Annotated in this window: 18 protein-coding genes and 1 tRNA gene; 15 read left to right on the top strand and 4 right to left on the bottom strand. The window is 63.0% G+C overall.

All coding sequences use genetic code 11. From position 1 onward, the window contains the following. Positions 1 to 3: 3 nt before the first annotated feature. Entirely contained in the window at positions 4 to 960 is a 957-nt protein-coding gene (locus tag K3152_RS05520) for a glycosyltransferase family 2 protein (RefSeq protein WP_221573137.1), read from the top strand. Here the strand turns inward: K3152_RS05520 and K3152_RS05515 are convergent. After that, positions 957 to 1,988 (bottom strand): DUF354 domain-containing protein, encoded by a 1,032-nt coding sequence (locus K3152_RS05515; RefSeq protein ID WP_221573136.1) that lies wholly within the window; start codon positions 1,986 to 1,988, stop codon positions 957 to 959. The genes K3152_RS05520 and K3152_RS05515 overlap by 4 nt on opposite strands. Before the next feature lie 94 nt (positions 1,989 to 2,082). On the opposite strand from K3152_RS05515, the gene K3152_RS05510 reads away from it, so the two are divergent. Further along, a complete protein-coding gene (locus K3152_RS05510; protein ID WP_221573135.1) occupies positions 2,083 to 2,964 on the top strand; it encodes a glycosyltransferase family 2 protein in 882 nt (293 codons plus the stop codon). Here K3152_RS05510 and K3152_RS05505 read toward each other — a convergent pair. Further along, positions 2,961 to 3,995, bottom strand: a complete 1,035-nt coding sequence (locus K3152_RS05505; protein ID WP_221573134.1) for a glycosyltransferase family 2 protein — start codon at positions 3,993 to 3,995, stop codon at positions 2,961 to 2,963. The two genes, K3152_RS05510 and K3152_RS05505, sit on opposite strands and share 4 nt — an antisense overlap. Positions 3,996 to 4,087: 92 nt before the next feature. On the opposite strand from K3152_RS05505, the gene K3152_RS05500 reads away from it, so the two are divergent. Continuing rightward, positions 4,088 to 4,993 (top strand): glycosyltransferase family 2 protein, encoded by a 906-nt coding sequence (locus tag K3152_RS05500; RefSeq protein ID WP_221573133.1) that lies wholly within the window; start codon positions 4,088 to 4,090, stop codon positions 4,991 to 4,993. After that, a complete protein-coding gene (locus tag K3152_RS05495) occupies positions 4,990 to 6,054 on the top strand; it encodes a polysaccharide pyruvyl transferase family protein (protein ID WP_221573132.1) in 1,065 nt (354 codons plus the stop codon). The genes K3152_RS05500 and K3152_RS05495 overlap by 4 nt, the downstream gene beginning before the upstream one ends. Here the strand turns inward: K3152_RS05495 and K3152_RS05490 are convergent. After that, positions 6,027 to 7,376 carry an oligosaccharide flippase family protein gene (locus K3152_RS05490; protein ID WP_221573131.1) on the bottom strand — a complete coding sequence of 450 codons (1,350 nt, stop codon included), beginning with the start codon at positions 7,374 to 7,376 and terminating at the stop codon, positions 6,027 to 6,029. The two genes, K3152_RS05495 and K3152_RS05490, sit on opposite strands and share 28 nt — an antisense overlap. A 130-nt stretch (positions 7,377 to 7,506) precedes the next feature. On the opposite strand from K3152_RS05490, the gene K3152_RS05485 reads away from it, so the two are divergent. The 5 genes from K3152_RS05485 (at position 7,507) to K3152_RS05465 (ending at position 13,128) form a co-directional block, all read left to right on the top strand. After that, positions 7,507 to 9,033, top strand: coding sequence for an AEC family transporter (locus K3152_RS05485; RefSeq protein ID WP_221573130.1), 1,527 nt, complete (start codon positions 7,507 to 7,509; stop codon positions 9,031 to 9,033). Continuing rightward, positions 9,030 to 10,901, top strand: a complete 1,872-nt coding sequence (locus K3152_RS05480) for a glycosyltransferase family 39 protein (protein ID WP_221573129.1) — start codon at positions 9,030 to 9,032, stop codon at positions 10,899 to 10,901. Before K3152_RS05485 ends, K3152_RS05480 begins: the two co-directional genes overlap by 4 nt. Before the next feature lie 119 nt (positions 10,902 to 11,020). Further along, positions 11,021 to 12,007: a glycosyltransferase family 2 protein gene (locus tag K3152_RS05475; RefSeq protein WP_247713239.1), complete on the top strand. Its 987-nt coding sequence runs from the start codon at positions 11,021 to 11,023 to the stop codon at positions 12,005 to 12,007. Positions 12,008 to 12,011: 4 nt separating this feature from the next. Continuing rightward, positions 12,012 to 12,746 carry a class I SAM-dependent methyltransferase gene (locus K3152_RS05470; protein ID WP_247713238.1) on the top strand — a complete coding sequence of 245 codons (735 nt, stop codon included), beginning with the start codon at positions 12,012 to 12,014 and terminating at the stop codon, positions 12,744 to 12,746. A 1-nt stretch (position 12,747) separates the two neighbouring features. Beyond that, positions 12,748 to 13,128 carry a GtrA family protein gene (locus K3152_RS05465; protein ID WP_221573128.1) on the top strand — a complete coding sequence of 127 codons (381 nt, stop codon included), beginning with the start codon at positions 12,748 to 12,750 and terminating at the stop codon, positions 13,126 to 13,128. A 19-nt stretch (positions 13,129 to 13,147) separates the two neighbouring features. Here K3152_RS05465 and K3152_RS05460 read toward each other — a convergent pair. Next, positions 13,148 to 13,224: transfer RNA gene (locus K3152_RS05460), tRNA-Pro, on the bottom strand. 113 nt (positions 13,225 to 13,337) lie between these two features. On the opposite strand from K3152_RS05460, the gene thyA reads away from it, so the two are divergent. The 6 genes from thyA (at position 13,338) to K3152_RS05430 (ending at position 19,508) form a co-directional block, all read left to right on the top strand. Continuing rightward, entirely contained in the window at positions 13,338 to 14,300 is a 963-nt protein-coding gene (gene thyA, locus K3152_RS05455; RefSeq protein ID WP_221573127.1) for a thymidylate synthase, read from the top strand. Between the two features lie 103 nt (positions 14,301 to 14,403). Beyond that, a complete protein-coding gene (locus tag K3152_RS05450; protein ID WP_221573126.1) occupies positions 14,404 to 15,720 on the top strand; it encodes a 3-methyl-2-oxobutanoate dehydrogenase (2-methylpropanoyl-transferring) subunit alpha in 1,317 nt (438 codons plus the stop codon). Continuing rightward, complete coding sequence (locus K3152_RS05445) at positions 15,717 to 16,550, top strand: alpha/beta hydrolase family protein (protein ID WP_221573125.1); 834 nt, start codon at positions 15,717 to 15,719, stop codon at positions 16,548 to 16,550. The genes K3152_RS05450 and K3152_RS05445 overlap by 4 nt, the downstream gene beginning before the upstream one ends. After that, positions 16,547 to 17,608 (top strand): alpha-ketoacid dehydrogenase subunit beta, encoded by a 1,062-nt coding sequence (locus K3152_RS05440; RefSeq protein ID WP_221573124.1) that lies wholly within the window; start codon positions 16,547 to 16,549, stop codon positions 17,606 to 17,608. Before K3152_RS05445 ends, K3152_RS05440 begins: the two co-directional genes overlap by 4 nt. Before the next feature lie 5 nt (positions 17,609 to 17,613). Next, positions 17,614 to 18,912: a dihydrolipoamide acetyltransferase family protein gene (locus tag K3152_RS05435; protein WP_221573123.1), complete on the top strand. Its 1,299-nt coding sequence runs from the start codon at positions 17,614 to 17,616 to the stop codon at positions 18,910 to 18,912. 17 nt (positions 18,913 to 18,929) lie between these two features. Then, on the top strand, positions 18,930 to 19,508 hold the full coding sequence (locus K3152_RS05430; protein WP_221573122.1) for a YdeI/OmpD-associated family protein: 579 nt from the start codon (positions 18,930 to 18,932) through the stop codon (positions 19,506 to 19,508).

Raw genomic sequence — 19,508 nt, 5'->3', positions numbered from 1 at the left:
TTCATGCGCAAACTGATTATCCAGATTCCGGCATTCAACGAGGCAGATCACCTGCCCGAGACGATTGCCTGCCTGCCGAAGAGCGTTCCGGGCATCGATGTGGTCGAATATCTCGTCATCGATGACGGCAGCAGCGACGGCACTTCGGAAGTCGCGCGCAAGCACGGTGTGCACCACGTGGTACGCCATCGCCGCAACCGCGGGCTGGCTGCGGCTTTCCGTAGCGGCCTCGAAAAGGCGATGGCCGAAGGCGCCGATGTCATCGTCAACACCGATGCCGACAACCAGTATGAAGGGGCGGATATCCCCGCGCTGGTCGCGCCGATCGTCGAAGGACGGGCGGACGTCGTCATCGGCGACCGCGGGGTGGGCGACAACGCGCATTTCGGCCCGGTGAAGCGGCTGCTCCAGCGGCTCGGCAGTTCGACCGTGCGCAAACTTTCGGGCGTCGATATCACCGATGCGGTCAGCGGATTTCGCGCAATGACGCGTGAGGCGGCCAGCCGGATCCATGTCACGACCGACTTTTCCTACACCACGGAAATGCTGATCCAGACCGGGCGCAAGCGCATGGCGGTGGTCTCGGTGCCGGTACGCACCAACGGGCCCATCCGTCCCTCGCGCCTGTTCAACTCGATCCCGCAGTTCATCATCAATACCGGTACGACCATCCTGCGTGCCTACGCGATGCACAATGCGCTGCGTGTCTTCGTGCTGATCGGGGCGGTACTGGCTCTCATCGGAATGGTGCCGATTGTCCGTTTCGTCATCTTCTACCTCGAAGGGAATGGCGACGGGCACCTGCAGTCTCTGGTGCTGGGAACAGGCCTGCTTGTGCTCGGCTTCCTCGCAGTCATGCTGGGTATTCTCGCCGACCTGGTCAGCGCCAATCGCAAGCTGCTCGAACAGATCTCGACGCGTGTGTCCAAGCTGGAAGATCGGCTCGACGGCAAGCCCTAGGTCCTGCCGCCCTCGCCATGGGCATCGGCGGCTTCGATGACCGCCTTCGCCCAGTCCACCTTGGACGCGACATAGGTGTCCCGCCTTTCCGCCTGCCGTGAAGGGTCGATCGCCAGTCCGCGGTCGATAGCCTCGGGCAATTGTGCGACCGGAACCTGCTGCATCAGCCCGGCTCCCACGAGTTCATCGATGTAGCCGAGCCTGAAATCGGCAGCGTAAATCGAGGGCACGCCCAGCACAGCCGCTTCTGCAGCCATGCTCGCGCTTTCGCCCACGAACAGGCGGCAGCACCCCATCAGGTGATGGATTTCGGAGAATTTCCCGCGATAGAGCAGGGGTTCCAGGTCGGCGGGCAAGGGAACTTCGCTCGATATGTGGACCTTGCCGGGAAGCTGCTTGATGACAGCGCGCAAGGTCGCCTCGTCCCAGCCCTGCTTGCCGATGTCGTGATTGGCATTCCACGCGACCAGCCGGACGAGGTAATTGTCCTGCTTGGGGTCGAAGCCAGCCGCGACGGCCTTCTCGCGGTCGGGCATGAAACCGGCGGGGTGGAGGTAGGACAGCTCCTTGGCTCCGGGCAGCTTGGTGACGCGACCTTGCGGCAGGTTGGAAGTGTAATTCTCCGGCACATAGACATGGGTGATGAAGGGCCACGTCACCTTTGCCTGCAGGGTGGCGTTTTCGGTGTCGTAGAAGGACAGCGCAGGCACGCCGAGCAGCTTGCCCGCATGCGAGATCGAGACGCCGCCGAAGCCGAGCATGACGTCCGGGCGGAAGCGCCGCGCGTGCTGCCAGGTCGCGAAGCTGCGCTTCAGGAGTTCGCTCCCGAGGCCGAGCAGGCCCTTGCTCGCCGTGGTCACCGGGATATGCGCGATGCCGAATTCGTCGAGCAGGTCGCAGGTCACATCCTTGTGGCGCGAGAGCACAAGTAATTCGTCACCACGCTCCTGCCAGAACCGGATGGGTCGCAGGAAGAAAAGCACGTCGGCCGGATGCACGATGTCGATGAGAATGCGCAAAAGCTTCAAGGCCCCTTCCGCCCGCTGGCGTTTGCGGCTGCAAAGCAAACTTCGAGGATGCCGACAACATCCTTGTGACGCGCCTCCACGCTTTGTAAGCCCAATGGCGATGGATACGGGAGCGCATCAGGGGGACGAGAGCAGGGGACTGCCACAGGTCACCATTACGCTCACCCGTTATGCGGAGAGTGACGAGCTGATCTCGCGCGCCATCCGTCACGCGCTGGCGCAGGAAGGCGTGGAGGGCGAGGTCCTCTTCATCGAGCAGGATGTCGAAAAGCCGCTCGATGCAACTCGGTTCGAGGCTGGCAATCTCGCCTTCCGGATGATTGCGCGAAAGCTCGGCGGTTTGTCCGACGCACGCAATCTCGCGCTCGACGAGGCGCGCTATCCGCTGGTGCTCTATCTCGATGCCGATGCCATGGCCGAGCCGGATTGGGCCTCGCGGCTCGCCGAGGTCCTGCGCAGCGATCCCAAAGTCGCCGTCGCTGGCAGCCGCATCGTCCCGGGCTGGCCGGGCAAGCCGCCGGTGTGGGCGAGGGCGCGGGTGGTGTCGGACCAGTATTCCATGCTCGACCTGGGCAGCGAGACCAAGCCATGGCACCGCGTAGTAGGTGCAGCCTTCGGACTCGACATGGCCAAGCTCGGTCCCGACATGCGCTTCGACCCGACGCTAGGGCGGCGCGAGGGCAAACTCTTCAGCGGCGAGGAAAGCGAATTCTGCGCCCGCGTCGTCGAGCGCGGGTTCGAGATCCGCTATGTCGGCAGCGCGGTCGTGACGCATGAGGTGTCGCGCGAAAGGACGCGCCTGTTATGGGTCATGCGCCGGCTCTACTATGCGGGCCTTGGCCGCTCGCAGGTCGGCGGGGCGCCCGCCCCGTCGCGACGGCCGGGGCTGGCCGACTGGCTGACACTGCCCCTCATCCTCCCGCCCTACGCATTGGGTTGGGCCAGGGGCAAACTCGCGGGCTCGCGTAAAGTCTAGGGCGCGGGGCGTTGCTCCACTACACCGCGAAGTTCGAGGAAACGCATCGCAAAAGGCGCGATCATTTCCGGCGCCTCTAGAGCCATATGAAGCGCCAGTTTCGCTGCACGCGGACCTCCGCCCCTGAGGAAGGCTTCGGACAGAATGCCCGCCGTCCGCCGCTTTGCCCAGGCAGGCGCTTTGTGCCAGCTGCCGAAATCGTGGGCGAGCGCAGCCTTCAACCCCCTGACGGCTGGCCGCACGAGTTCCACAGTCGGCTCCTGCTGGCGGTAGGACACATCGAGGAATTGCGCGAGGTCGGCGTGAAGCGGCTCGGGATAATGCTGGCTCACCTGCGACCACGCGACCGCGCGAGCGAAGGCGTCCTGTTCGCCCGGGGCGCTCATCGAGATATTGCTCGAGTGCATGCGATAGCGCACGAGTATGTCGGGCAGCAGGGCGATCTTTCCTGCTTTCGCCAACCTTCCTGCAAGTTCGTAATCGCGCGAATAGCGCAGGCTGGTGTCATAGCGCACCGGCGTTCCGTCGGGCAGCTGCGCTCGAAAACAGAAGCCGGGGTGCACCATCGGCATCCGGAACCGCGTAAACCAGCCCGCTACGCGCCAATCCATCGGATTGCGCCGCACGAATTGTTCGTGCCCGTCCTCGTCGATGGAAATGTAGCTGCAGCCGACCAGCAGGTGATCGGGATTGGCATCAAGGAATGCCAGCTGCTTTTCGAAGCGATCGGGTTCGCAGATGTCGTCGCCGTCCATCCGTGCGATCAAGGGGGCTTTGGCCGCTTCGAGCGCGCGATTGGCGCTGGGGTAGGGGCCCAGGTTTTCGTCGTTGCGCAGGATGACCACGCGTACATCGCGCGCAGCGTAGCCGGCGAGGATGTCTGCGGTGGAATCGCTGCTGTTGTCGTCGACGATGATGAATTCGAAGTCGCCCATGGTCTGGCCGAGCACGCTGTCGATGGCCTCGGCGAGGTGCTTCTCTGCGTTCCAGACTGCCATGACGACAGAAAGCCGGGGGCGTGTGCTCGTCATTCGCTGTGTTCGCGCATCGTCATTGCAAACGGTCCATAACCAATGGTTTGGTGCTTGTCGTCGTCCCAAGGCGCGTCATAGAGCGGTTTTCCATGGTTTGCTGTTCCATCATCCTCCCCAGCCGCAATGGCGCGGACACGCTGCCGCTGGTGCTCGATGCGCTGGCACAGCTCGAACGGGTCGAAGGCGGCGTGGAAATCCTGCTCGTCGACAATGGCAGCACGGACGATACCAAGGCGTTGATGGCCCGGTTTGCTGCAGGTGGCCGCGCTATCGTGCTGGACGAGCCGCGCGCTGGAAAATCGCACGCGCTCAACACTGGCATTGCCAACGCCACGGGCGATTTGCTTATCTTCCTCGACGACGATGCCATTCCCTCCGAACAATGGCTGGCCAGCTACCTTGATGCAGCGGAGAGCTTTCCCGATGCAGGTGCCTATGCCGGTGCAATCGCACCGCACTGGCTCGGACCGGCGCCGGAATGGCTTGCAGCGCTTGCCGACAAGGGCCGCGCCTGCGGCTGCACTGCACCGGAGCGCGAGGCAGGACCGATCGCGCCCGACGAGGTCAAGGGTGCCAACTTTGCCGTGCGCCGCGACATTCTGGGCGACGAGCGGTTCGAGACCGGGGCAGTCAATTTCGGGCAGGGAAAACTGGCGATCGGCGGCGAGGACAGCATGATGGCACGCGCCCTCGTCCGGCGCGGTGCGACCTTCCGGTTCGTGCCCGCCGCGAAGGTCGAGCACATCATTTCGCAAGACGAGATGAAGCTTGCTTTCCAGCTTGGCAGGTTCGCCCGTATCGGACGGGGAGCCGCGGCCATGCGTAAGGGTGGGGCGCTTGAGGCAGCCAAGGCTGCGGGGCGCACCGCAGTATGGATGGGACAGGCAGGGCTGCGATTGGCCATGGGTCGCAGGGGCGGTGCTGCCGAAAGCCTGACCCGGGCGGCCCAAAGCTGGGGCGGATTTACCTATAGGGTGAGAAAGGGCGCAAAATGAGCAACATTCGCTCCGCTACCGTCCTTGCCCGCAAGGCGCTGGCGCGCATCGCAAGCCCGGGGTGCAGGACCGGTTACATCGGGTTTGTCGGCCACGACAATCTTGGCGACGAAGCGATGTACGAAGCCGCGCATGCATTGCTGGGACCGCGGGTGGAAACCCTGTCGACGCCCGGGGGGGAGCGGCTTCTGGCGCGAACACCGCTTGGCGGGACAGCGCGCTTCGAGCTGGCTTTCCTTGGCGGCGGGACCCTGGTGAATGCGAATTACATCGACATCGCCGAACAATGTCTCGACCTTGGCATACCCTTGGCGACGCTGGGCACCGGTGTCGGTAGTGCGGGCTTTTCGGGGAGTGAGGGGGAACTCGACCCGCGTTGGGCCCGTGCACTGTCACGCTTCGAACGGGTGGGGGTGCGCGGTCCGCACTCGCTTGCGCAATTGCACCGCGCAGGAGTCGACAAGGCTGAAATCATCGGCGACCTGGCGCTGGCCCTGACGCCGGACGCTCAGGACTGCGACCCGAACTCGAAAACCCTGCTGTTCAATACCAGCGTAGGGCGCACGTCCGAAGACAAGGCGCGCCTCGCCGCTTTCGATACGGCGATGGCGAGCGAACTGGCGCGGCTGGCAGCAGCCGGGTGGACTATCGTGCCGCTGGCCTTCCATTCGGACGATCTCGAACCCATTGGAAAAGTGCTGGCGGCTGCCGGTCTTGGCGGAACGGCCATCCAGTGCCCCCCGACCTTCGAAGCCTATCGGCAATTTGCGCGCAGGGCGTGTTTGTCGGTCAGCGTGCGGCTCCATGGCAGCGTGCTTGCCTCGATGTGCGGGCTGCCCAACCTGCTGCTCGAATACCGCAGGAAATGCCGCGATTTCTGCGCTTCGATCGAAGCCGAGGACAATCTCCTGGGCTATGCGGATTTCAGCAGCGAGGAACTGCGGAGCAAGCTGGATGGGGCAATCTCCGCGCCCGAGGCAAAGGGGCGCGCCCTGCACGAGGCCTGCCTCGGCTATCGTGCGAGATTACGATCCTATGCCGCGGGTCTGTCGCGCGGTTGAGAAACCAGAGCGAACAGCGAAGGGTCGATACCCAGCTGCCGCCGCATGAGGGCGACCAGCAGGAGGTTCCATGTCACGAAGGCCGCCAGCATCGCCATGACGGCTCCAGCCGCCCCGTAAGAGGGTATCAGCAACACCCCGATAGCCAGATTGACCGCGAGGCCGGCGATCTGCCCCATGGCGGCCGTTCCGGTGCGCCGGGCCATCGCGAAGATGACCCCCGCCGGCCCGCCCGCCGCGCTAATCACATAGGCTGCGGCCATTACCCAGAGAAGGGGCGCGCTCGCGATGAACTCCTTGCCGAAAAGAGCGAAGATCCAAGGGCCGGCTGCCGCGATAGCAATCGCTATAAGCGCAGTGAGCAGGCTGGTCGTCCAGGTGAAGGTGCGTGTCAGCGAACGCACACGCTCGATGTCGCCCTTGCGCCAGAATTCGGCGATTTTTGGCGCAAATCGCATGCCTGCAGCCTGCACCGGAAGGGCGAGAAGCGGGGCCACGCGCGCTACCGGCTGGAAGAGACCGGTTTCCTCGGGGCCCGCGAGGCTGGCCAAAAGAAGGGTATTGAGTTCGCCCTGGAGGATGACGGTTATGCCCAGGCCAAGAAAGGGAAGCGATGCCATGGCTGTCGCCTTGGCGGCTGGTTTTTCTGCGTCCTTCGGCAGCTTGCGCAAATTGCTGTGCCACAGCATCGCAAAGGATGCGGCGGCTGCCAGCACGGTCCCGATCAGGGCGAGCATGACATAATCCCGCGGCGAAAAAGCGAGTCCGCCAAGCGCCACGACCAGCATGGCCGCGACCATGAGGGCCGGCCTCATAACCTCCGAGGGAAGCTGGGCATTCCACATCCTGTCGAAGCCCTGGGCCCAGCCGCGCAGCAGGCCGACCAGCGCAAGGGGGACCACAAGAAGGCCCCCGAACGCAAGTCTTTCGCCGGCTGTATGCTGTCCAGCAAATGCGGGTATCGCGACGAGGACTGCTACAGCTGCAAACAGGATCGAAAGCAGCAGGACTATCCGCAAGGATAGCCGCCACAATCTGGCCAGGGCGGCCAGTTCGCCGCCCGCAAGGCGCGAAGGCACCTCGCGCACCGCCATCGGCCCGAGGCCGAATACGGCCAGCATCGCCAGCACCTGGGCTATCGCGAGAACGGTGGCGATGGTTCCGTAGCCTGCCGGACCCAGGAGCCGCGCGGTGAGCACCGCCTGGGCAAACAGCAGCGCAAGGCCTGTCAGCCTGATGCCGAGGCTGAGCGCACTCGCCCGTGCAATCGGACCGCGCGAGAGGTTCACGCCCGCATTCCAGAGGCTCGAGAGTCTTGTCACGAAATTATTAACCATACCCCCGTAGGAAAGCCGCATGGCGGGGGATGAACCGCGCCGGACTATTCCTAAGGTTCCTACCGTTCGATTACCCATAGCCTCAAGCGCTTTCACGAACCACCCGGCATTTCCCATGGCATCCACCGACACCAGCACCGACTCTGCGCACCGCTTGCCAGTGGTTCTCTACGCCCTTCCGGTGCTGGTCGCGGCGCTGGCGGCGGCATTCTACAGTCGGTTCTGGCTGAGCCATGACGACAGCTGGTATCTTGTCGCCACGCGCAAGTTCCTTGATGGCCAGCAACTCTATGTCGACATCATGGAGGTCAATCCTCCGCTCAATTTCTACCTGACTGCACCCGCGCTCCTGTTCGCTGACCTGACCGGGCTCAGCGACACCGTGGCGCTCGTCCTCCAGACCTGCATGCTGTGCGGTCTCTCCGGCCTGTGGGTCCTGCGCCTGTTGCGAAAATCCAACCTGCAGCTGGCAGCGCAAGGCGTTACCTTTGCTACATGCCTTGGCGGATTGTTCCTCCTGCCGATTGGCGAACTCGCCCAGCGTGAGCACATGCTGCTGATATTCGGCATGCCCTACCTCACCTACGCGATCATCGGACGCGAGCGGATCGGTATCGGCAAGGCCGAGGCCTTCCTTCTCGGTCTCGTCGCCACGCTCGGTTTCGCGCTCAAGCCCTATTTCCTGCTCATCGCTGCCGGAATCGTATTGGCGGGGCCATTCAAGGGGGTGATCAGGAGATCATTCGAGCCAGCCAATCTGGGGCTTGCAACGGGGCTGGTCTGCTTTGCCGCGTTCACGATCATCGTCCACCCCGAGTTTTTCTCCGACATCCTCGATGTCGCCCGGAAAATCTACTGGGTCTATGGCGAAGACTCCACGCGCGTACTTTTCCGGCTCGAAACGGTCGGATTGTTCCTGTTCACCCTGCTGCTCTTCCATCGCGGCTTCGCCGGTGACCCGGTCAGCCTGCGTTATGTCGGTGCGGGGGCAGGCGCGCTTGTCAGCTATCTCATCCAGTTCAAGGGATGGGACTACCAAATCCTGCCCTTGTCCTATTTCCTCATGGCCGGGGCAGGGTGGCTGGCAGTCGAGAAGGGGATTTTCGCCCGGCGGGAGGTTGCTCCGGCCGTGCTCGTCCTGCTGATTGCCTGTTTCACTTTCGGTAAGGAACTGGCCGAGGGGCCCTATCGGCCGGCTTCGGTCGATGCCTTCACGCCTTTCGTCCAAAATGAAGGCGAGACGATCATGGTCTATTCGACCAACGTCTATGCCTCCTTCCCGTTCGTGAACGCTGTCGGCGGACGCTGGGCGAGCCGTTATCCGGCGCAATGGACCATCCCGGGTGCACTTATCGCCACCCGGCGCGGTACTTGTCTCGATAAGCGTGACGGATGCGGCGAATATGAAGCGATCCTGGCCAACGCCCGCTCGGCAAATACCGAGGACTTCCTGCGATATCGCCCGGACGTGGTCTTCGTCGATATCCGCGAAGATAAGAGCTATTTTCACGGAGAGCACTTCGATTATCTTGCTTTCCAGGGTGAAGATCCTCGGTTCAGGCAGGCGTGGCTGCAGTATCGGATGGTGGGCCGTGTAGGCGAAGCCTATGCAGTCTGGCGCCGGCGCGAGGGGGCCGAGTGAGCAAGTTCCACAAGACTGTCGCAGTGCTGGGCGTCCTCGGCCTTTTCATCGTGCTTGGCCTGTCGGCATCGCCGGGGCTCTTCACGATCGACGAATTTGTCCTTTTCGCCGGAGCCGACGCAATGGCGCGCGGACATGGGTTTTTCGTCCAGAACGGCACACCCGAATTGCAATCGGGCCAGTTGCGGCTGTGGATCCTGATCCTCGGCGAGAACGGTTACACCCCGCAATATCCCGCCGGGTCGGCCATAGTCGGAGCGCCCCTGCTGGCTTTGCTGGGTACGAAGGGGCTGATGCTGGCAAATGCGGTCGCCGCGCTGGCCGCGGTTTTCGTCCTCTATCGCATGACTACTCGCCACTTCGGCGGACAGAGCGCGGCCATCGTCGCCTGCCTGCTCTTGCTCTGTTGCAGCTTTTTCCTCGAATATGCCTTCGCGGTCTGGCCTCATACGGTGGAAATGCTGGCAGTGCTGGTCGCCGCCAGTCTCGCGCTCGATATCATCCATGCGCAAAAGCCGCAGGCATGGCACTGCGTGCTGGCAGGGGTGGCGCTGGGCCTCGGGCTGCATTTCCGCCTCAGTGTCGTCCTTGCAGGTGCTGCTATCGGCATCGCGATCTTCCTGCTTCACGCACGGCCTGTCAGGCCGCTCTTGCTGATCGGGCTTGGTTTCCTTCCGTTCGGCATCGCAGCATCGCTTATCAATTGGGTCAAGTTCGGCACGCTCAATCCCGCGACATACGGGCAGAGCAACGGTGGCGGGACCAGCCTTTCGGCTCATCTCGTCATGCTTGTCGTGCTGGTGGTGCTCGCGCTCGGCGCTTTCGTCTTCAAGAAAATGCTGGGCGAGGAGCGTTACCGCCGCAAGCTGGTCGTAGGATGCGCACTGGCCGTGCTTGTCACCCTGGCTGTCGGCTACCAGTTCGCAGGCGCTTATCTCCACGGCTTCTGGGCCCTGATGGTCGATGCAAAAGCGCTCGCCGATCCGCGCTCCGGTGTGGTTGCGCTCGACAATGGCACCCAGCTGTTCTGGGGCTTCTGGAAGAAGGCGCTCGGGCAGAGCCTGCCCTGGATGGCGCTCGCCTTGCCCGCCCTGATTGGCAGGGGTTATCTGACCGGTCGCACCCGCGTAACGCTGCTGCTGCTGTTCCTTGTCTGGAGCTTGCCGTTCTTTCCCAAGGACTGGCACGGGGGCCTTGGCAGCAACATGCGTTACCTCCTGCCGCTGGTTCCCTTTTTCTGCGCCTCGGCCGCACCGGTTTTGGTCGATCTGTGGCAACGTGCGAAGCAGCCGCGCATCTGGGTGCTGAGCGGCCTGTTCGCAGGTTTTGTCATATTGGTGGCGTGGTCCAAATTCATGCCGTCGGGGCAGGGGGGAGCGCACCAGATGCTGCCGACATGGATCCTTCTGGGGACCGCGGCGCTGTCCCTGGCCTGGCATGGGTCCAAAAAGCCCAGACTCCTTTCGCAAGGTCTGCTGCTGGCAGGGGCCTTGTCCGCCGCGCTGGCATCGGCGCTTGCCCTGCAGGATTATCGCAACGCCCAACTTACCCGTCAGGACGCGGTTGAATACAGCCGGGCCCATTCCGGCCTGCCCGATCGTGCCGTGGCATATGTGCCCTCGCGTTACCTGATAGGCTGGGCGCTGCGGGGGGGCCACTTCGCCGCGCTGCCGCACGAGCAAAGCGGGAAGATAGACATGGCATTGCTCGAGAGCGCCCTGGCGCAGGGCTATCGCGTTTTCATCTGGCCGCAGTACATCAATGAACAACTCGAGAGCGACGCGCGTTTCGACCTGGTGTTGACGGATATCGGGATGGAAGAGGCGAGGCTTTTCGAAATCGTATCCTCTACCGCTCGGGAGCCGTGACCTTCCCCCCGGGTCCAACCGGTGTTCGCGCCAAACATGGTAAAGACTTATTTAACGCTTTGACGCGATAAAACGGCAGGCAGCGGGCAAGCTGCACTGCGGGGGTATTGCGCAAGGTGTTGGAAAATCAGACCTTCGACAAGGATATCGGCAATCTGGGCGAGACCCTGTTGTCGCTTGTCGTGCCCGTTTTCAACGAGGCGGACGGCATTCGCGAATTCATTTTCGCGGTCGACAAGGCCATGTCGGCCAGCTGGCCCGAGCCGCAAATCGCGCCCCGCCTCGAAATCATCTTCGTCGACGACGGCAGCAGCGACGGCACTTCCACCATCGTGCGCACGCTGCGCAAGGGCGATGCCCGCATCAAGCTGCTCACCCTGTCGCGCAATTTCGGCAAGGAAGCAGCGCTCAGCGCCGGGCTCGATGCAGCCACCGGTGATGCCGCCATTCCGATGGACGTCGACCTGCAGGACCCGCCCGAAGTCATCCGCCCGATGGTGGAGAAATGGCTCGGCGGCGCCAAGGTGGTCAACGCGCGCCGCTGCGACCGCAGTGCGGATACAATGTTCAAGCGCAGCACCTCGCGCCTTTTCTATCGCACCATCAACATGGTGGCCGACCACAAGATTGCCGACGATGTGGGCGATTTCCGCCTGCTCGACCGCGATGCCATCGAAGTGCTCAAGCAGATGACCGAGCACACGCGCTTCAACAAGGGCCTGTTCTCGTGGATCGGGTTTACCACCGAGACGGTCGAATATGTCCGCCCCGAGCGCGAGGTAGGCACGAGCAAGTGGCGCACGCTTAAACTGCTCAACCTTGCCCTCGACGGTATCGTGTCCTCGACAACGTTGCCGCTGCGCATCTGGACCATCATCGGCGCGCTGATTTCGCTGGGCGCGGTGGCCTATGCCGGCTTCCTGCTGGTTTACACGTTGACGCAGGGTGCGGACGTGCCGGGCTATGCCTCCATCATGATTACCGTGCTGATGCTGGGCGGGCTCAACCTGCTCTCGCTTGGCCTCATCGGCGAATATCTTGGCCGCGTGGCCATCCAGGTTCGCGGACGCCCGCTCTATGTGGTCGAGAGCCGGGAAGGGTTCTGACGCCATGGACGTCGCCGCCTATCACTCCATGCGCGATTTGCAGGACGAACACTGGTGGTTCGTCGGGCGCCGCAAGTTCCTGCGCCAGCTCATCCAGCGCCACGGCAATCTCGGCCCCGATGCGCGAATTTTCGAGGCTGGTTGCGGTTTCGGCGGAAACTTGCCGCTGCTCGAGGAATTCGGCCGCGTTTCCGCATTCGAATATTCGGAAGAGGCGCGCGCCTATTCGACTGCGCAGTCTGGAATCGCCGTCATGCCGGGCGCATTGCCCCATGGTGTCGACTTCGGCGGGCGCACCTACGACCTCATCGCATTGCTCGATGTGCTTGAACATATCGATGATGACCGCGCCTCGCTGGAAACGCTCGGCAGGGGGCTGGCCGAGAATGGCCGCATGCTCATCACCGTGCCCGCCTTCCAGTGGCTCTGGTCGAAGCATGACGAATTGCACCATCACAAACGCCGTTACTCGCGCAAGTCGTTGGAGACCGTGATTCGGGCTGCTGGTCTAAGCCCGGTGAAGACCGGCTATTTCAACAGCCTGCTGTTCCCGCTCGCCGTGGCGCAGCGTATCGCTACCCGTGCTTCGAACAGCCCGGCAGTAGGCGATGACATGCCGCCCAAGCCGGTGAACAAGGCGCTCGGCGGGGTATTCTCGGTGGAAAGCGCAATGGCCGGGAAATTCGGCCTGCCCTTCGGCCTGTCGGCCTATGCCATCGTGGAAAAGCCCGGACGCTGACATGCGGCTCGTGCGGCAATTGCTGTCCTTCGGCTCGGTCGGCATGCTGGCAACGCTGGCGCATGTCGCGGTTGCCTATGCACTACTGACGGCGACCAGCATCAACCCTTATGCGGCAAATCTCGCAGGCTTCCTGAGCGCGGTCGGCATTTCCTTTGTCGGCAATGCCCGCGTGACCTTCGCTTACAGCGAGGCGTGGTGGCCCGCATTGGCCCGTTTCGCCGTGGTCTCGCTGACCAGCCTTGGACTGACCACGGCTATCCTCGCAGTGGTCGAAGCGCGGGCGCTGCCCCATTGGACATACGTCCTCGCCACGCTGGCGATCGTGCCACCGCTGACTTTCCTGCTGTCGAAATTCTGGGTGTTCGCGCGCCGCACATGAGGCCCGTGCGGCAGTAAAATGGTCGGGGAGAGAGGATTCGAACCTCCGGCCCCTGCCTCCCGAAGACAGTGCTCTACCAGGCTGAGCTACTCCCCGACCGGATGCGTTGCGGGGGAGGTCCCCCGCGAGGCAGGCGCGCCCTATAGGTGTGGATTGCCTTGCACGCAAGCGGGCTTTTGCCTAAATTTCCGCTTAGGGTCGCACGGACAATGAAAAGCGAAAATCCCGACGTGCCCGAAGTCCATTTCGAACAGCAATATCTCGACCTCATGCGCCTCATCTGGCTCGAGGGCGACGAGCGCAGCGACCGTACGGGCGTCGGCACGCGCTCGATTTTCGGTGCGCAGCTGCGGTTCGACCTGTCCGATGGCGCGATGCCGCTGGTGACCACAAAGCGGGTCTACTGGAAGACCGCCACGCGCGAATTGCTGTGGTTTCTCACCGGCAATACGAACATCCGTCCGCTGGTGCTGCAGGGCGTTAAAATCTGGAACGAGTGGCCGCATGCGCGCTATGTCGAGGAAACGGGCGAGGACATCTCGCTCGACGATTTCGTCCAGAAAATCGCCGATGACGAGCAATTCGCCGCCATGTGGGGTGACCTCGGGCCGGTCTATGGCAAGCAATGGGTCGACTGGCCGACCTACCAGCCGGTGAAGGGCGGGCTGTTTCGCAAAGGACGCGGCATCAACCAGGTCGCCGAGGTGGTCGAATCGCTGCGCGAGAATCCGGGCAGCCGCCGCCACATCATCGAGGGCTGGAACGTCGCCGAAGTGCCGCGCATGGCACTCCCGCCGTGCCACAAGACCTACCAGTACCATGTCTCGACCGGCATCGACGGCGAGCCGCGCCTCAACGGCATCCTCTACCAGCGCAGCTGCGATGTGGCGCTTGGCTTGCCGTTCAACCTGTGGTCGGGCGCGCTGCTGCTGCGCATGCTGGCCCAGCAGGTAGGCATGGAGCCGGGCGAATTCGTGTGGATGGGCGGCGACACGCATCTCTATCTCAACCACGAACATCTCGTGAAACAGCAGCTTTCGCGGGAACCGGTAGGACAGCCGGCGCTTGAGATTGTGCGGCGTCCGCCGACTATCTTCGACTACCGGATTGAGGATTTCGCGGTTCACGACTACACGCCGCACGGGCCCATCAAGGCCCCCGTTGCTGTATAAGGCGCGGCGTGACCGAAATCGTATGCACAGCCTACCTTGACCGTCTCCGCGTCGTGAAATAAAATAACGCACAAGCGTAAGATTACGTCTGGGAGACGATTCTATGGCCGACAGGCCTCAAGGTGATGCGAATCTGGGCGACAACCGCCCGAAGCTGTCGCTTCACGTACCCGAACCGAAGTTCCGCCCCGGTGATGCGGTCGATTTCTCGCACATCCAGGTGCCGAAGGCTGGCGCGCAGCCGCGCCCCGACGAGACCACCAAGCCGGAAGACATGCTCGATTTCGCGCATGGCCTCATCCGCGTTCTGGGCGAGGACAACAAGGCGCACGGGGCCTGGGACCCGAAGCTCGACCCCGAGACGCTGCGCACCATGCTCGGCCACATGGCCATGACGCGCGCTTTCGACGAGCGCATGTTCCGCGGCCAGCGGCAGGGCAAGACTTCGTTTTACATGAAGTGTACCGGTGAAGAGGCAACCAGCGTCTCGGCCTCGATGGCGCTCGCGGCGGACGACATGGTCTTCCCGAGCTATCGCCAGCAGGGCATCCTGATCCAGCGCGGCTACCCGATGATCGAGATGATCAACCAGATCTACTCGAACCGAGGCGACAAGCTGAAGGGCCGCCAGCTGCCCATCATGTATTCCTCGAAGGAGCACAGCTTCTTCACCATTTCGGGCAACCTCGCCACGCAGACCCCGCAGGCGGTCGGCTGGGCGATGGCGTCGGCGATCAAGGGCGACAGCCGCATTGCCGCGACCTGGGTGGGCGAGGGCAGCACCGCGGAAGGCGACTTCCACTCCGCCTGCCTCTTTGCGACCGTCTACAACGCGCCGGTTATCCTCAACGTAGTCAATAATCAGTGGGCGATTTCCAGCTTCAGCGGTTTTGCGGGTGCCGAGCGCGCGACCTTCGCCGCACGGGGTGTCGGCTATGGGATCGCTTCGCTGCGCGTGGACGGCAACGACCCGCTCGCCTGCTATGCGGCAGAGCAATGGGCTGCCAACCGTGCCCGCGCCAATGCCGGGCCGACGCTGATTGAATTCTTCAGCTACCGCGCCGAAGGGCACTCCACGTCCGACGATCCTTCTGGATATCGCAGCGCGCAGGAGCGTGACGAATGGCCGCTCGGCGACCCTGTCATGCGCCTCAAGAACCACCTCATCGAAATCGGCGAGTGGGACGAGGAGCGTCAGGAAAAAATGGACCTCGAAGCGGCCGAATACGTCAAGAAGACGACCAAGGAAGCCGAAGAGAATGGCATCCTCGGCCACGGCCTCCACCACCCGTTCCGCACCATGTTCGAGGACGTGTTCGAAGAACTGCCCTGGCATCTCAAGGAGCAGGCCGAGCAGGCGATCCGTGAACGTGAGACCAAGTTCCCCGAAGGACTCCCGAACGGAGGGAAGGGCGCATGAGGTCCGCATTCGCACTCGGCCTCGCGGCGCTGACGCTGGCTGCCCAACCGGCGCTTGCCGGCCCCCTCTCCGAGCCGGAAACGGTAGAGATTGCCACGCCCGACAAGCGTGCCTTGCCCGTTCGCGTGTGGCTGCCGGAAAGCGAGAAACGCGGTGTCGCGCTGTTCTCGCACGGCTATAATTCATGGCCCGCAGCCTACGAAGCGCTTGTCGAGCGGCTCACGGGCGAAGGCTTCGCAGTGGTCGCACCGCTTCACCCCGATTCGATGCGCTCGTCGGTCGAGGGTAAGATTGCACCGCAGCAGGCTTTTGCATCGCGTATGATCGACATGGCACTCACTTCGGACCTCGTGAGCGAGCGCTTCGAAGGGCTGCCGGTGCTGGCCGTAGGACATTCTTTCGGCACGCTCGATGCCATGGTGCGCGCAGGCGGACTGGCTGGCTTCGATGCCCCGACGGACGACAGGGTTTCCGCTATCCTGGCTTTCTCCAGCCCGGGCAAAATTCCCGGCCTGATTGGTGATGACGCATTCTCGAGCGTCGTTCTGCCGACGATGCTGGTGACCGGGGACAGCGACCTTGTCCCTGGGGTCGTTGCCGACCCCGCCGACCACCGCATTTACGCCGAGCGCGTGGCAGGGCCGTCCTACCTCGTCTCGGTCGAGGGCGGCGATCATGACCTCGTGGGCGACGATGCCATGATTTCGCAGGTCTGGCCGGCCGTGTCGGGCTTTATCGCCACGCACACACTGGGCGAGGCAGAAACACCCGCTCTCACGCAATTCGCACTCGATAAGCCCTCCACCGCGACGCAGGGGGACGCAGAATGACCGAGCTTAAAGACATGGCCGCCAGCGAAAGCGAAGCGCCCGCAGAACGCCGCCTCAACATGATCGAGGCGATCAACGACGCGCTCGACGTGACCATGGGCCGCGACGAGAACATCGTGATCATGGGCGAGGACGTCGGCTATTTCGGCGGCGTGTTCCGCTGCACTGCCGGCCTCCAGCAGAAATACGGCAAGACCCGCGTATTCGACACGCCGATTTCCGAATGCGGCATCATCGCCGCGGCGGTGGGGATGGGGGCCTATGGCCTGCGCCCCGTGCCGGAAATTCAGTTTGCCGATTACATCTATCCCGGCCTCGACCAGCTCATCTCCGAAGCGGCGCGTCTGCGTTATCGTTCGGCGGCTGAATATATCGCGCCGATCACCGTGCGCAGCCCCTTCGGTGGCGGCATCTTCGGCGGCCAGACCCACAGCCAGAGCCCCGAGGCGATTTTCGCCCATGTTTCCGGCCTGAAGACGGTCATTCCCGCGACGCCCTATGACGCCAAGGGCCTTCTCATCAGCGCCATCGAAGACAATGACCCGGTCATCTTCTTCGAGCCCAAGCGCATCTACAACGGCCCGTTCTCGGGCTATTACGACAAGCCGGTCGAACCGTGGAAGCGCTTCGATGCGAGCGTGGTGCCCGAGGGGCATTACAAGATTCCGCTCGGCAAGGCGCGCTATGCGACCGAAGGCGATGAACTCACCATCCTCGCCTATGGCACCATGGTCCACGTGGTCGAAGCGGTCTGCCGCGAGAAGGGCGTGGAGGCCGACATCGTCGACCTGCGCACCATCGTTCCGGTCGACATCGAAACGATCGAGGAATCGGTCAAGAAGACCGGCCGCTGCCTCATCGTCCACGAAGCGACCCGCACTGCCGGTTTCGGCGCGGAACTCAGCGCGCTGGTGACCGAACGCTGCTTCTACCACCTCGAAGCCCCGGTCGAACGCGTGACCGGCTTCGACACGCCCTATCCCCACAGCCTCGAATGGGCCTATTTCCCCGGCCCGATCCGTATCGGCGAGGCCCTCGACAAGATTCTCAGCGAGTAACCGACATGGCAAAGTTCATTTTCAACATGCCCGACATCGGCGAAGGCATTGCCGAGGCGGAAATCGTCCAGTGGCACAAGAAGGTCGGCGACACGGTCAAGGAAGACGAGGAATTCGTCGACATGATGACCGACAAGGCGACCGTCCCGATGGAAAGCCCGGTCGACGGCAAGATTCTCGAGATTGCCGGTGAGGAAGGCGACATGGTCTCGATCGGTTCGATGCTGGTCGTGATCGAGGTCGAGGGTGAAGTGCCCGAAGACGTTGCCGAGGAAGCTGCTGCTCCGGCTCCCGCTCCCGCTCCCAAGGCTAAGGAAGTCGAAGAGCGTATCGAAGTCGAAACCTCCGATGCGAGCGATGCCGACGATGCGATGGCTGCCGATCCGACGCCGCCTCCTACACCCACGCCGACGCCTGCTCCCGAGCCGGCACCCTCGGCCAAGGTCCTCGCAACCCCGGCAGTGCGCAAGCGTGCGAAGGACCTCGGTGTCGACCTTTCGCAGGTGAAGCCGAGCGAAGAAGGCCGCATCCGTCACGGCGATCTCGACCAGTTCCTGTCCTACAACTCGGGCTATTCGGCTGCGGCCAAGACCCGCGAGGACGAGGAAAAGAAGGTCATCGGCATGCGTCGCCGCATCGCTGAGAACATGGCCGCCTCGAAGCGCAACATTCCGCATTTCTCCTATGTCGAGGAATGCGATGTCACCGACCTCGAGGTGCTGCGTGCGCAATTGAACGACAGCCGCGGCGACAAGCCGAAGCTGACGATCCTGCCACTGCTGATCACCGCGATCTGCAAGACGCTGCCCGACTTCCCGATGATCAACGCGCGCTATGACGACGAAGCGGGCGTGGTGACGCGCCACGGCTCGGTCAACATGGGCATGGCGGCGCAGACCGATGCGGGGCTGATGGTCCCGGTCATCAAGGATGCGCAGGCCCGGAACCTGTGGCAGCTCGCCAGCGAAATCTCGCGCCTCGCCGATGCCGCCCGCAACGGCACGGCGAAGAAGGAAGAAATGGAAGGCGGCACGCTGACCGTGACCTCGCTCGGCCCGCTTGGCGGCGTGGCGACCACTCCGGTCATCAACCGTCCCGAAGTCGCCATCATCGGCCCCAACCGCATCATCGAACGTCCGATGTATGTGAAGGGCAGCGACGGTGTCGAACGGATCGAGAAGCGCAAGCTGATGAATATCTCGATCAGCTGCGACCACCGTGTGGTCGATGGCTGGGATGCGGCGAGCTTCATCCAGGCGCTGAAAAAGCTGCTCGAAACGCCTGCCCTTATTCTCGTCGACTGATTTGCTATGGCTGTCGCATGAAACACGACAGCCGAATCGACGATTACATTGCGGACAAGGAAGAGTTCGCGCAGCCAATTCTCGAGCGGCTGCGCGCACTCATGGCCGAAGTCGTTCCCAATGCGGAGGAAGACATCAAGTGGGGTGCGCCCCATTGGGTGGTGGGCGGCCGCAACCTTGCGGGTATCTCGGCCTTCAAGGCGCATGTGCGGATTTTCCCGCATGGCGCGATCGAGGAAGACGAGAAAGCCGATTGGGACCGCTTCGGCAGGCTCACTTCGGTCGCGGATTGCCCCGATGCCGCCGCGTTGAAACGCTTGCTGGCATCGCGAATAGAATTGCTCGAAAGTGGCAAGCCCCTCGCACGCGCAGCGGCGAAGGAACCTATCCCGGTACCCGACGATTTCACCGATGCCCTGCAAGCTTCACCTGCGGCGGTCGAGACCTGGGCCGCGTTCACCGACGCCCAGCGGCGCGATTATCTCGACTGGATTGTCTCGGCCAAGCGCGAGGAAACCCGCGCCAAGCGGATTGCGACGGCGACCGAATGGATTGCCGAGGGCAAGCGCCGGAACTGGAAATACGAAAACTGCTGA

The sequence above is a fragment of the Qipengyuania polymorpha genome (assembly GCF_019711435.1).
In the GTDB taxonomy this organism is placed as follows: domain Bacteria; phylum Pseudomonadota; class Alphaproteobacteria; order Sphingomonadales; family Sphingomonadaceae; genus Qipengyuania; species Qipengyuania polymorpha.
Note: the sequence above shows the minus strand (reverse complement) of the source record. Positions and strands in the feature narration are given on the sequence as shown.

Coding starts and splice junctions, on each gene's coding strand:
- K3152_RS05445 (WP_221573125.1), top strand. CDS start 15,717: ATGAGGTCCGCATTCGCACTCGGCCTCGCGGCGCTGACGCTGGCTGCC.
- K3152_RS05435 (WP_221573123.1), top strand. CDS start 17,614: ATGGCAAAGTTCATTTTCAACATGCCCGACATCGGCGAAGGCATTGCC.
- K3152_RS05500 (WP_221573133.1), top strand. CDS start 4,088: ATGGTTTGCTGTTCCATCATCCTCCCCAGCCGCAATGGCGCGGACACG.
- K3152_RS05510 (WP_221573135.1), top strand. CDS start 2,083: ATGGCGATGGATACGGGAGCGCATCAGGGGGACGAGAGCAGGGGACTG.
- thyA (WP_221573127.1), top strand. CDS start 13,338: ATGAAAAGCGAAAATCCCGACGTGCCCGAAGTCCATTTCGAACAGCAA.
- K3152_RS05450 (WP_221573126.1), top strand. CDS start 14,404: ATGGCCGACAGGCCTCAAGGTGATGCGAATCTGGGCGACAACCGCCCG.
- K3152_RS05430 (WP_221573122.1), top strand. CDS start 18,930: ATGAAACACGACAGCCGAATCGACGATTACATTGCGGACAAGGAAGAG.
- K3152_RS05440 (WP_221573124.1), top strand. CDS start 16,547: ATGACCGAGCTTAAAGACATGGCCGCCAGCGAAAGCGAAGCGCCCGCA.
- K3152_RS05465 (WP_221573128.1), top strand. CDS start 12,748: ATGCGGCTCGTGCGGCAATTGCTGTCCTTCGGCTCGGTCGGCATGCTG.
- K3152_RS05485 (WP_221573130.1), top strand. CDS start 7,507: ATGGCATCCACCGACACCAGCACCGACTCTGCGCACCGCTTGCCAGTG.
- K3152_RS05470 (WP_247713238.1), top strand. CDS start 12,012: ATGGACGTCGCCGCCTATCACTCCATGCGCGATTTGCAGGACGAACAC.
- K3152_RS05495 (WP_221573132.1), top strand. CDS start 4,990: ATGAGCAACATTCGCTCCGCTACCGTCCTTGCCCGCAAGGCGCTGGCG.
- K3152_RS05520 (WP_221573137.1), top strand. CDS start 4: ATGCGCAAACTGATTATCCAGATTCCGGCATTCAACGAGGCAGATCAC.
- K3152_RS05505 (WP_221573134.1), bottom strand. CDS start 3,995: ATGACGAGCACACGCCCCCGGCTTTCTGTCGTCATGGCAGTCTGGAAC.